This is a genomic window from Flavobacterium plurextorum, from assembly GCF_024638035.1.
GTDB lineage: Bacteria > Bacteroidota > Bacteroidia > Flavobacteriales > Flavobacteriaceae > Flavobacterium > Flavobacterium plurextorum.
Genome location: NZ_CP100442.1, coordinates 5,125,395 through 5,139,008 on the forward strand (window position 1 = coordinate 5,125,395; position 13,614 = coordinate 5,139,008).

The 13,614-nt window shown below is 34.1% G+C and carries 10 protein-coding genes; 2 read left to right on the plus strand and 8 right to left on the minus strand.

Features of this window, described 5'->3' with window-relative positions:
- Positions 1-99: 99 nt before the first annotated feature.
- The 8 genes from NLG42_RS22340 to NLG42_RS22375 all read right to left on the minus strand — a co-directional run bounded on the left by NLG42_RS22340 (position 100) and on the right by NLG42_RS22375 (position 9,310).
- A complete protein-coding gene (locus NLG42_RS22340) occupies positions 100-1,272 on the minus strand; it encodes a molybdopterin molybdotransferase MoeA (RefSeq protein ID WP_257682448.1) in 1,173 nt (390 codons plus the stop codon).
- Positions 1,273-1,437: 165 nt separating this feature from the next.
- Positions 1,438-1,686: a DUF6755 family protein gene (locus NLG42_RS22345; RefSeq protein WP_089059585.1), complete on the minus strand. Its 249-nt coding sequence runs from the start codon at positions 1,684-1,686 to the stop codon at positions 1,438-1,440.
- A gap of 24 nt (positions 1,687-1,710) precedes the next feature.
- Entirely contained in the window at positions 1,711-2,223 is a 513-nt protein-coding gene (locus tag NLG42_RS22350) for a Rieske (2Fe-2S) protein (protein WP_089052736.1), read from the minus strand.
- 9 nt (positions 2,224-2,232) lie between these two features.
- Complete coding sequence (locus NLG42_RS22355; RefSeq protein WP_099719285.1) at positions 2,233-2,802, minus strand: 4Fe-4S dicluster domain-containing protein; 570 nt, start codon at positions 2,800-2,802, stop codon at positions 2,233-2,235.
- Positions 2,803-2,819: 17 nt separating this feature from the next.
- Positions 2,820-5,036 carry a molybdopterin oxidoreductase family protein gene (locus tag NLG42_RS22360; RefSeq protein WP_099719287.1) on the minus strand — a complete coding sequence of 739 codons (2,217 nt, stop codon included), beginning with the start codon at positions 5,034-5,036 and terminating at the stop codon, positions 2,820-2,822.
- 98 nt (positions 5,037-5,134) lie between these two features.
- Positions 5,135-6,187, minus strand: a complete 1,053-nt coding sequence (locus NLG42_RS22365) for an MFS transporter (RefSeq protein WP_089059582.1) — start codon at positions 6,185-6,187, stop codon at positions 5,135-5,137.
- Between the two features lie 28 nt (positions 6,188-6,215).
- Positions 6,216-7,808, minus strand: a complete 1,593-nt coding sequence (locus NLG42_RS22370; protein WP_089059581.1) for a magnesium transporter MgtE N-terminal domain-containing protein — start codon at positions 7,806-7,808, stop codon at positions 6,216-6,218.
- 26 nt (positions 7,809-7,834) lie between these two features.
- Complete coding sequence (locus tag NLG42_RS22375) at positions 7,835-9,310, minus strand: MFS transporter (RefSeq protein ID WP_257682449.1); 1,476 nt, start codon at positions 9,308-9,310, stop codon at positions 7,835-7,837.
- Positions 9,311-10,482: 1,172 nt separating this feature from the next.
- Here NLG42_RS22375 and NLG42_RS22380 point away from each other — a divergent pair.
- Positions 10,483-11,301: a carboxypeptidase-like regulatory domain-containing protein gene (locus tag NLG42_RS22380; protein WP_257682450.1), complete on the plus strand. Its 819-nt coding sequence runs from the start codon at positions 10,483-10,485 to the stop codon at positions 11,299-11,301.
- Between the two features lie 15 nt (positions 11,302-11,316).
- Positions 11,317-13,614 (plus strand): SusC/RagA family TonB-linked outer membrane protein, encoded by a 2,298-nt coding sequence (locus NLG42_RS22385; RefSeq protein ID WP_257682451.1) that lies wholly within the window; start codon positions 11,317-11,319, stop codon positions 13,612-13,614.

Here is a 13,614-nt window from a genome sequence, read left to right on the forward strand (position 1 = left end):
TTAGCTGTGTGTTTTTATTTATACAGCGACCTTTATCTTTATAACTCAAAAATCTTTTTCTATACTCTTTTCTATTTTCTGATTCTAAGAATCTAAAAATTAATCTATTGGTAATAAAGTAACTAATTGCCCTTTTTTATATTCTTCAATGTTCTCGGGAACTATTAGTAAACTGTTTGCAACGGCAAATGTGTTAAGCATTGCAGAGCTTTGACTGTTTAAAACTTCAACATTTGTTTCGTCGTATTTTGCCTTTAAAAACAATGTTTTCCCCGTATTATTTTTAAGATCTGAGTTTAATTTCCTAATTACTTTTGTTTTGTGAATCTCCGAAAATCCAATTCTGCTTTTTATTGCCGGAGCGACATAAATATAAAAATTAGTCAGCGATGAAGCTGGATTTCCAGGTAAAGCAAAAACTAAAGTTTCATCTTTAGAACCAAAAAACATTGGTTTTCCAGGTTTTTGATTGATTTTATAGAATAACTCTTTTACATCATTCTGCAACAATGCTTCTTTTACAAAATCATAATCTCCAACGGATATTCCGCCAGAAATTAAAACTATATCATACTTTTTTAAAATACTTTTTAATGCTTTTTTCGTTGCTTTTAAATTATCTTTTACGCTGTAAACTTTCGTTTTTTTAATTCCGATAGTTTCAAGGGCAGCTTGAAGCATTACAGAATTACTTTCGTAAATTTTTCCTTTTTTCAGTTTTCCGCCAGGTTTTACTAATTCGTTTCCTGTAACTAAAACAGCAACTTTAGGCTTCTTATACACTTCAATTTCTGTGATTCCTAAACTCGCCAAAAAACCAATTGCAGCTGGAGTTATTAAAGTTCCTGCTTCAAAAACGATATCATCTTTAGCGATTTGCTCTCCTTTTGCGCGAATATTTGCATTCTTTACGGGCATTGCCGCTATAAGTATCGAATTTTTATTTGCAATTACATGCTCTTGCATTACAACAGTATCAGCATCATCAGGTACAAATGCGCCTGTAAATATCCTAATGGCTTCATTTGCATTCAATTTTAAATTTGAATGATCACCTGCTTGAGATGTACTTACTATATCATATTGATGCTTTATACTGTGAATAAAAGCGTATCCATCCATAGCCGATTGACGAAACGGAGGCATATGAATTGGAGAAATAACTTTCTCTGCCAAAACGTATCCTAATGCTTTACTAACGGCTATTTGCTGTTTAGGCATTTTGGCACTGTTTGCTTCAATTATTGTTAATGCTTCTTCAACTTTTATCATAAAACGCTATCCTTTATAAGCAAAAAAATACTTATTACAAATATAAGTATTTTTACTTAGTTAAAATCATTAGTACCTATTTTTTTGAATATAAATTTAGGGTAATTCTTTTGAATACTCTCAGAAAAAATCTAACAGCATTTTTTTATGGCAGAAGATCTTGCTTTATTTATTTCTAAAATTACCTTTTGGCAGATAATACAACCATGCAAAACCAATTAAAAATAGGATTGCTGATGCTATGAATGCAGGGATCAATATTTCTTTATTATTGTCTAATGCGTTATTTAATGAGGCGTACAAAAGCCAAATTTGAATGCTGACATTTAATATTAAAATAAAAATAAGTGTCGAAAGTATATTATTCAGCTTATTAGGGTTTGCGCGATTCTGGCTGCGTCTAAAAGTACTCATACTTATAAAATTAAATTATACAAATTAGCTTTCTTTTTTTTCGATATAGGCTTTTACAAAAACAGCATTCTCTTTAAACACAACTTCTAGTTGCGGTAAAGCTCTTGGCGGCGGTCCGGCAATTACATCTCCAGTTTTTGCATCAAATGATCCTTCATGGCAAGGGCAATGTATAATTCCTGTTCCCGGCTTATAAAATACTGAGCACGATAAATGGGTACATTTTTGCTCGTAAGCTTTAAATTCGCCGCTTTCTAAGTGTATTAAAATATACGGAATTGTACTTCCTTCTAATACAAATCCTCTTGTTCCGCCTACGGGAACATCTTCTTTATTACAGATAAAATGTTCGCCCTGCACTTCTTCTTTTGGCAGTAAAAATGCTTTTGCGGTTACAAATCCGCTTCCTACCATTAATCCGCCGGAAACAAAAGTCAGGAATTTTGCAAAATCGCGTCGACTGACTTGAGTTGATTCCTGTTTTTTTATGGGGAAGTCCTTTTTCCAGTTTTGATTTAAATTATCTTCTTTTGACATGATCTGGATTTAATATATTCTTAATTCATTAGCGCCTTTTGGCATCATAATATTGACTTTTGTAGTAACTCTTTCTTGTCCAAAAATAAAATTATTGATTGGTGTACTATTTGGTCTCATTTCTTCGATTTGTTCTCTTGTTCCGTAAAATAATGCTCCACTCGGGCAGACTGTTGCACACATTGGTTTTTTTCCAACGCTGGTACGGTCATAGCACATTGTACATTTCATCATTAAATCGTATTCTTCCATTTTTTTAGGTACTCCAAACGGACAAGCCATTACGCAGTTTGAACAACCTATACATCTTTCTGTACTTGCGGTATGAACTACGCCAAATTCATCTTGCGAAATCGCATCAGCTGGGCATACATTGGCACAAACTGGGTCTTCACAATGCATACAAACTTGCACAGTAGTTTGTATTGTCGAGGAGCGTTCTACATAATTAACACTTATCAGAGATTCCTGTCCGTTTGTTTCGCATTCTGCACATGCCATTTCACAGGCTTTACATCCAATACAGCGTTGCAGATCTACAAAAAACTCTTCGTTTCTATTAAAATTGGTTAAATTCATAAGTCTTCTTTTATAGATTAAACACTTGCAAAAGCATCAGATCCAGCAGAGGATGGTGCAATTTCGCCAAGCGGATTTAATGAACAGGCACAAACTTTAAATTCTGGCATTTTAGAAATAGGATCTAAAGTTCCAATTGTTAATTGATTAGCCGATTTAATTCCCGGCCAGTGGTATGGTATAAATACAGTATCTTTTCGGATGGTTTCAACTATGTTTGCAGGAAAAACTCCTTCTCCTCTTCGGGTTAAAACTTTTACCAATTCACGTTGCTTAATACCATATTTCAGAGCCAGCTCAGGATGAATTTCTAACAGCGGTTCAGGAAATTGATCGACCAGCTTACCTATTCGGCGGGTTTGTGTTCCGCTCAAATATTGAGAAACCACACGACCTGTCGTTAGTGTTATTGGAAATTCTTCATCAGTAACTTCTCCTGGAAGTTTATATGGAGCAGGATTAAAATGAGCTCTTTTATCTGGAGTTGCAAACACTTTGTCTTCCCACAATCTAGGTGTTCCGGGATGATCATCTGTTGGGCAAGGCCAGAAAACGCCCATATTATCTTCTATTTTTTTATACGATATTCCGAAATAATTTGCTGTTCCGCCATTAGATGCAACACGCAATTCATTAAATATAGCTTCACTATTTTCATAAGTAAACTTATCTTCTACTCCCAATCTTTTTGCTAATTCTAAAAATATTGAAGTATCTGTTCTAGCATCTCCAGGAGGTGTCACAGCTTGACGAATTCGGATAACTCTTCCTTCTGCCGATGTTGTAGTTCCTTCTTCTTCTTCTTGCAATGATCCAGCTAGAACAATATCTGCATGACGAGCGGTTTCATTTAAAAAGAAATCAATACAAACGTAAAACTCTAATTTTTCAAGTGCTTCTCGCACATAATTATTATTAGGCAATGATACTAGCGGATTAAAGCAAATAGAAAGTAAACCTTTTATTTCTCCTCTGTGTATAGCATCAATAATTTCATAAGCCGATAAACCTTTTCCTGGCATATCTTTTTCATCAATTCCCCAAACTTCTGATATGTATTTACGATGTTCTGGGTTTTCAATATCTCTATTTCCAGGTAATTGATCACATTTATGACCATGCTCTCTTCCTCCCTGTCCATTTCCTTGTCCAGTAATTGTTGCATATCCACAGTAAGGTCTGCCTAATCTTCCTGTTGCCAAAACTAAATTAATACAGCCTACTACATTATCAACACCTTTAGAGTGTTGCTCTATCCCACGTGCGTGAAGCAAAAAGCTTGTTTTTGCTTTCCCCCATAACTCAGCAGCAGCTTTTATCTTTTCTTTATCAATTCCAGTAACTTCTTCCGCCCATTCTAAAGTATAATCTTTTACTGCGTCAATTGTTTCTTGAAATCCTGAAGTATGATTGTCGATAAAATCGTGATCTAACATATCATGATCTACCAGATATTTTAGCATTGCTCCATATAAAGCAGAATCTGTTCCGGGCTTTACATCTAAATGAATCTCTGCCGTCCTTGCTAACGGAATCATTCTTGGATCGATTACAATTAATTTAGCACCGCGATCACGAGCTTTCCAAATCCAGTGGGTTAAAGTTGGAAATGTTTCACTGATATTTGCACCGGCAACAATAATTACTTCTGCATATTCAAGGTCAGAATAATTATTTGAGCCTCGATCTAAACCAAAGGCTTTTTTATTTCCTGCTCCTGCACTTACCATACAAAGTCTACCGTTGTAGTCTAAGTTTTTTGTTTTTAGGGCTACACGAGCAAACTTACCTACTAAATAACTTTTTTCATTTGATAATGACACACCAGATAACATTGAAAAAGCATCTTTACCATACTTTTCCTGAATTCTTTTAATTTCAGATACGGTTTTATCCATTGCTTCATCCCAAGTCGCCTTTTCAAAGCCTTTTCCTTCTACTCTTTTCAAAGGATTTAATAAACGATCTGGGTGATTATTTTGTAAATAGCGTTGTACTCCTTTTGGACATAAGCGCCCTTCGTTGAAAGGAAATTCCATCCAAGGTTCGAAGCCAACTACTTGATTATCTTTTACAGATAATTGAATACCACATTGCATGCCGCAAAAGCAGCAATGTGTTTTTACCAATTTATCTGGTTCGTCTCTACCTTCATAACCATCTTTAGGTGCATAATTTAAATGCGGACCGAACTCTTCAATAATTTTTTCAGCTGATACAGGTAATTTTGCCATTGTCTTTTTTTGTTTGTTTTGTTTCAGGCTTCAAGCTTCAGGTTTAACGTTCTTTACGGAACTTGTAACCTGAAGCTTGAAACTTGAAACTATATTCTTTATCCAAATAAGCTTCCTCCGCTTTCTATTCTGGCTTTTAAATGTGCTTGTGCTAATCGTGATCTTTTTCCTTCTGGACTTAAATCCAAGTGAGAAGTTCCATCTTCATGTGTAAAATCAAAACCCAATTGTTTGGTTACAATTTTTAAATCATTGATATGAAGTTTTGTTGCAAATTCTTCACCAGTGTGCGGGCAAACTGCCATTCCTTGTTTGATTCCTTCTTGTTTATAAATATGAGCTCCAATTTGTGCAGGACGTTGAATGATATGAAAGAATTTTCCAAACGGAATCCATATTAAAAACATGATTACGGTTACGGCATGAATTACGGCTAAGAAATCATATGCAAATCCTTTCATGAATTGATAGGAATAGGTTAAGCATAAACCAGTAACCGATATTGCAATTAATAATATCAACGGCAACAAATCTCCTTCAAAGGTTTGAGTAGCAATTAATCCCGGATTTGTTAATCTTCGTCTTAAATAATATACCGACCCGATTATTACAAGCCATGAAGACCAGTTTAGGGCATGAAAAATTAAAAAGGCAAGAAAAGATCCTATTTCGAAATCCATCATTTTAAATCCGAAGAAATGCGCTTCGTAAATGGAAATAGAATTAGGTGCCAATGAAAAATGTATCCATCCAAATGTCAACGGAATTGTGATTGCAAAAGCAGACAAGCAACCTAATGCGATACAAAAGTGGGCAAACCAGCGCCATTTACTTCTCGGATAAATAAACTTTTGAACAACAATATTTTGTACTGATTCTTTTCCTAAAAACCACAAATGAGAAAATATTTTTCCTGTAAAAAGAAATTTTATACTTCTTTTAAAATACATCCATGTTGGCGGACGCTGCAGCCAAACGGTATATCGATAAACGATTCCGAAGAAAGCAAATACAGTTCCGAATAAATAAGTAATTAATGCTGCATCGAAATTCTGCAATTGTCTGGAACCATAAAACACAAGTACGATAGTGAGTATTGAAACCAGCGAAGCAACAAGCAGAGCTTTGGTATTAAATGTTTTATCTTTCATCCTTAATTTTAATTTTAATGATTACTTACTAACTTGGTTTCTCGCATCCTTTACGATTGTAGAACCACCAATTGATACCTGTAGCTAATATAGTGAAAATAGCAACACCAATAAAGAATTGATTTACAGTACCATTAGCTGAAAGATTATTTCCTATTAATTTTGAAAAAATAAATGGTCCAAATGCTGCGATTGCTGCTGTCCAACCAATAACTCCTGCTGCCTGACGTTGGTTTTCGGCAAAAATAATAGGGTATTGTCTGAACGTACCTGCATTTCCAATTCCTGTAAAAAAGAACATTGCTAAAATTACGGTTACAAAAAGAGGAAACTGCTCCATACTTGTTGGCGCCACCAATCCTTCTGTAACTAAAATAATAGATCCTGCCAAAATTCCTAAACCAGTAATTGTAGTAAGTATAGCTCCTCCTACTTTATCCGCTACAAAACCAAAAGCAATACGGCTAGCAGAACCTATAAGCGGTCCATAAAAAGCATAAACTAATGGATCTGGCGCGTTTGGAAAATCACCATACAAGAACTTAATCATTAAAGGAAAAGCAGCAGATAAACCTGCAAATGTTCCAAAAGTCATGATGTAGGTAATCGTGCAATACCAAGTATGTTTATTAGAAAAAATATCTAATTGCTCTTTAATTGACGCTTTCATTGGAATACTTTTTAAGTAAAACCAACTTATAATAGACAATAATATTAGGAACGGAGCGTACCAAAATGCAGCCGATTGTAAATAAATTTCGGTGTTTTTGACTGCTGTATTTTTAGGACTGATATCATTTAATATTTTCTCAGCCATCTTTGGATTTGCATTTGCAATAGCCTTCGCTTTTGCTTTTAAAGGCAACGCCGTAAAAAGAGCCACTTTATCATCTGATTTGATTGATGCAGTTACTGAATCAGTGATCGTTTTCTTTACGTTAGTCAATATTCTAGCTTGTACGTCAGGGTCTAAAGCGGAAAAAACCTCTTTTTGTTTTTCAATACTAGCATTCTGAAAAACAACAATTGCTTCTTTATGATCAATACTTGTAAATACCTGTGCAGCACCAAAAATACTAACACTTATAATAAGCGGCGTAACAAATTGTGCTACCGAAACACCAAAATTCCCAATTCCTGCCTGAATTCCAAGAGCCGTTCCTTTAAGTCTTTTAGGAAAAAACAAACTTGTACTTGGCATGTAAGAAGAGAAATCTCCGCCACCAAAACCTGTAGTAAAAGCTAAAAGTGCAAATACCCAAAATGGTGTATTTACATCCATAACTGCAAAACCAATTCCGATTACAGGAATTAATTTAATAAGTGTAGCAAACGAGACTATATGTCTTGTTCCAAAAATGGGTAATATAAAAGTATGTATAATTCTCAAAAATCCTGCTGCAAGTCCAGGAATTGCAGTCAGCCAAAAAAGTTGATCCTTAGTAAATCGAAATCCCAATCCTGGCAATTTTACGGCAATAACACTCATCATAAACCATGACGCGAACGATAATACTAAAGTGATCGTTGTTATTGTTAACGTTCTCCAAGCGATTTTACTTCCGGTAGAATTCCAAAATACTTCATCTTCTGGATCCCATTTATCTAACCAAGTTTTCATATATCTATTATTAAGTTATTTAATTTTTAATGATTGCTTTCAATATCTCTGGTGAAATCTGGAAGTTTAGATCGAGTTGCACTAATAATTGTTCGATGCATCCAAAGCAGACAAAGCACAGAAACTATAAAAATGAATATCCATGAACTAGTCCAAAGTCCTGTATAATTAAGAAGATAACCAAAGATTATTGGGCCGGCAAAACCACCAAGTCCGCCAATTAAACCAACCATTCCTCCGACTACACCAACTTCATTTGGAAAATATTCTGGAATATGTTTATAAACAGCAGCCTTACCAATTCCCCAAGAAATTCCAATAAGAATTACTAAAACCACATAGACCCAAAGATTAGCACTAAACTTAATTTGTGTAACTCCTTGCGCTAATAATTCTTTCTTTTTGACTTCTTGATTTTGTTTGACAAGGATTTCCTGCCAAGAATTTTTTACTGGAAAAATGGCAGCTTCGTCATCATTTTGAACTTTTTTGGTATGTATGTTATGTACTTTTCCATCTACTACCACTTTATCAGCTGTAATTTCTGTAACCGTACCATTATTCATTGCCATAACTCCAGGCCCAGCGGTAAAAATTTCCATTTTTGGAAACATCAATAAAAAACTAATCACTATCGAAGATCCTAAAACCCAATACATTACTTTTCTAGCTCCAAACTTATCTGATAAATAACCTCCAAAAGCTCTAATAACTCCAGATGGCAGACTAAACATAGTAGCAAACATACCTCCCATTACTAAAGTGGTATGGTACACATTCATGAAATTTGGAAGAAGCCATTGTGAATAGGCTACAAAAAAACCGAATACTAAAAAGTAATAAGCTCCAAAACGCCAAACTCGAACGTTTTTAAGAGGCGACATCAATTGCCCCATTGTTTTTGAAACTCCCTTGTTGACTTTATTTTTTGCAAAAACAATAAAAAGTACTCCAATTACAACAAGTGTTACAGCGTAAATAACTGGGAGTGTTTTCCACCCGTTTATCGGATCATTTTCTGATAAATTATTTAGCAAAGTGGGTGCAATAAAAGTAGTAATTGCTGCTCCAGCATTTCCCATTCCGAAAATTCCCAATGCACGTCCCTGCCACTCTTTTGGATACCAGATTGAAGTATATCCTATTCCAACAGCGAAACTTGTCCCTACTAATCCGAAAAGAAAACTTAATACTGCAAAACTCCAAAATGAAGTTGCAAATGGCAATAAAAATAAAGGAATTGAGCACAATAATAATAAGACTGAAAATACAATTTTACCTCCGTATTTATCTGTTAAAATACCTATAGGCAAACGAAAGATAGAACCTGAAAGAATAGGAATTCCTAACAACCATCCAGTTTCTACAACCGTAAAATTAAATATCCCTTTATCAACTAAATAGGTAACTAAAACACCATTTAATGTCCAACATGCAAAACAAATTGTAAAGGCAAGTGTATTTAAAAATAAAATTCGGTGGGATTGAGACAGATTACTCATATAATAATTATTAAAATATTAGCGAACTATTATCAGTACTTAATATGACAACAAAATTAAAACAGTTAACCTCTGCAAAAAATGACATATGTCATATTAAAGATAATCTTGTCTTTAATATGACATAAATCGAATATAGATAAATCACTTTTTTTTGCAGCAACAGCAACATCTTCATTAGAACTGAAATTCCACCTTAATTACAGTAGAAATAAATGCTCTTATTTCCTATCCATCTATCTTTCAACAATCTAAAATTACTAAAAAATATGAAACTACATATGAGTTAACAGTAATTAATTTGTTAAATCATCTTCCTATAATTATACTCTCGCATTTTTTTGATAAAAGCGCTGCATTCAAAATCGCTTTATTACTAGTCAGTTAAAATTAAAAAGCCATCATGTTTTACTAATAAAAATCAAAATTGATCGTCGGTTTGTCAAAACATGTTGTTTTTCTCCTTTTAAAAAAAATATTCCTCTCCTAAATTAAGTGTAAAATACTACATTTCTGTATTTGATAAATCTGATTTCAGACAAATTCCTGCTGACAGAAAACAAACTTAAAACACTACAAAACAACACATTACAAACTTTAAAAATACTTCATTTTTTACTTTTTTAAAAAAACTTAATCTTTTTTTTGGTTTTTATTATATTAAAATTAACTTTGTCTATAGGATTAGTAGAGTTTAAAATAATATTTGAAACCAAAAAAATTATATTTTGAAAACAACCGAAAGCATATCGTATTACATTCTTCCTAAAAAATATACCTATAACACATTTTGTTATATGTGCTTCTGTTGCTAATTCTCAACGCAAATTATTCGTTTACAATAGATTGCTTTTAAAATCTAATATAAAACGAGACTTTTAAATTTCACCACCACATTACATTTTATATTTCAAACCTCTATTTGCGGCACTAAACTGCTTCGGAAAGATCTTTGAACATACCTCAATTTTAAAAAAGAAAATAATTAACAACTAAAAAAAACTAAAATGAAAATGATGCAAACCTGCTGCTGTAAATAAAAAAAGCCATTTCTGCGGCAACAGAAATGGCGAGGCTTAAAGAATATTTATCACTAGATCAAGGACACATTAGAGAGTTGAAAAATCAACTTTCAGGGCGCCTTGTTAATTACTAAAAACCATTACAAAGAAATGAAAAAAAATATAAATCTCATTTTATGGGTTACTTTTTTGTTAACATCCCTGCAATTTCAGGCACAAAATACGAAACCATTAATACAATCTAAACTCGACGGAACTGTAGTTGACGACATTACAAATCAACCCATTATTGGGGCATCAATAAATATTAAAGGCACAACTCACGGAGTTGTAACAGATGCTGAAGGAAAATTCTACTTTCAAACTGGTCAAAAATTACCTTACACTTTAATTATAACCTACATTGGATATAAAAAAACTGAAATAATTGTAGATAAAAATCCTGTAATTATTCATTTAAAAGAGGAACGACAAGAGCTGGACGAACTGGTAGTTGTTGGATACGGAACTCAAAAAAGAAAAGATATTACGGGTTCTGTAGCTTCTGTACCAAAAGCAAATCTCTCTCAAGTAACCTCATCTGCAGATAATTTATTAAGAGGTGCTGTCGCAGGAGTTGTTGTAACGCAAAGCTCTGGAAGACCCGGCGCATCATCAAGTGTACGTATTAGAGGTGGAAACTCAATTACAGCGGGTAACGAACCTCTTTATGTTGTAGATGGAATTTTAATTTACAATGACAACAGCAACAGTTCAGCAGGAGTATCTTTTGCAGGCGCCAGTTTAAATGTAATGTCTACTATAAACCCTGCTGATATAGAATCTATTGAAGTTCTAAAAGATGCTTCGGCTACAGCTATTTATGGTTCTAGAGGTGCAAATGGTGTCGTTATAATTACAACCAAAAAAGGAACAAAAGGACAAGACAATATCTCGTATCAAGGCTATTTTGGATTTCAAAATGTTTAGAAAAAACTTAACGTAATGAACGCCAGCGAATGGGCTAGTTTACGAAATGATGTTCAAGCAAGTATTGGACAAGCACCTTCGTTCTCTCCTGCACAAATCGAAGCTTTTAAAAACTCCGGAAGTTACGATTGGCAATCAGCCGCTTTTAGAACCGCGGCTCCAGTACAAAACCATCAATTGTCATTTTCTGGAGGCGATGAAAAATCAAGATATGCAGTTTCTGCCGGATATTTTGATCAAGAAGGTATTGTTTTGGGATCAGATTTTAAACGTATATCGCTTCGTATAAACTATGAAAAAAACTATTCTCAGAATTTTAAATTTGGAGTAAACGCAAATTATAGTAATTCGGTTTCAAATGGCGTTTCTACAAATGGCGGTGCAGGTGCAGGAAGAAACCCAAATCCTATTGTAAGCGTTTTATTAACTGCTCCTGTTGTTCCTATTAAAAATGCTGATGGAAGTTATAATGTAACGAATAATCCTTATGCAACTTCTGTAAATGGTTTTGTTCCAAATCCAATTAATGATCTAGAAAACACAACTAATGAAACTAAAATCAATAGAATTTTAACCAGCTTATTTGGTGAATATAAAATAACTAAAAAATTGACAGCGAAAGTTGCAGTGAGCGGTGACGTAATTGACACTAAACAAAATTACTACGCACCAGCCAATACAACAACCGGCGCTGGAACAAAAGGGTTAGCTTCTGTTGGTGACAGATTGGTAAGTTCGGTATTAAATGAAAATACCGTGAACTACAACACCAACTTTGGAGAAAACCATAAATTTTCAGTTTTAGGTGGATACACACTTCAATACACTAAAGGAGAAGTAGTTAATGCAGGTGCAAATACTTTTGTAAATGATGCTAACACTTATAATGCGCTTCAAGATGGTGTAGCTGTAAAACCATATAGTGATGCTTTTGAAAGTGTTCTAAAATCATGGCTGACGAGAGTAAATTATTCTTATAGAGGAAAATACAATTTTACATTATCAGCTCGTGCAGATGGCTCGTCTAGATTTGGTTCTGAATCTCTTTGGGGTTACTTTCCTTCTGCAGGATTCTCTTGGAATATTACTGATGAAGAATTTGCAAATAATATTAAAGGCGTAACTGAAGCCAAATTAAGAATTACAGCAGGAACAACAGGGAATCAAGAAATTGGAAACTACCTTTCGTTAGCCTCAATGGGTTCTGTAAATTATGCTTTTGGAGGTACATTACAAACTGGTTTAGCTCCTACCCGATTGGCTAATCCTGATTTGAAATGGGAAAAAACAAATCAATACAATGTTGGTTTAGATTTATCCTTATTAGATCGAAAAATCAACTTTGTCTTTGATGTTTATTATAAAAAGACAAACGATTTGTTAATCAACGTTCCAATTCCGTTAACATCAGGATATGCAACAGTATTACAAAACATTGGCGGGGTTGAAAATAAAGGTATCGAAATTGGTTTAACTACTGAAAACATAAAAACGGAGAACTTTTCATGGAATTCAAACATTGTATTTTCTGCCAATAAAAATAAAGTAACTGCCATAGGAAATGGTGTTGACCAATTTTTTCCAGTTGTGCCAAATGGTTCTTTATTGCAGCAGCAGCCTGTAATTGTAAAAGTTGGAAAGCCTCTGGGAACTTTCTGGGGATACAAGACAAACGGTATTTTTCAAACGCAGGAAGAGGTAAATACACAGCCAAAAATAAACAGTTTAGCCAATACAAAAGTGGGAGACAGAAGATATGTTGATACTAATGGCGACGGCGTAATTACTGCTCTTGACAAAGGAGATCTTGGAACATCACAGCCAAAATTTGTTGGAAGTTTCAGTAATACAATTTCATACAACGACTTCGACTTGAATTTCTCTTTTCAAGGATCGTATGGCGGAAAAGTATTTAATGCTTTAAACCAACAATTAGAAATTTCGACTCTTGGTACAAACGCGGCTACAACTTTAGTCGATCGCTGGACACCAACAAACCCAAGCAACGAAATACCTAGAGCGTCAAGTTCTCCTTTAGGAATAGTTTCTGAACGTTACGTTGAAGATGCTTCTTTCTTACGATTAAAACTAATTACTCTTGGCTACACTTTACCAAAAAGTGTTTCTAAAAAATTGGGAACAAAAAGCGTAAAGTTTTATGTCTCTGCCGAAAATCTAATTACATGGACAAAATACACTGGTTATGATCCAGAGGTAAGTTCATACGAACAAAACAACTTATATCCGGGAATTGACTTTGGGTCTTATCCAAACTCAAAAACATTCATCTCGGGCTTGAACGTAACTTTCTAA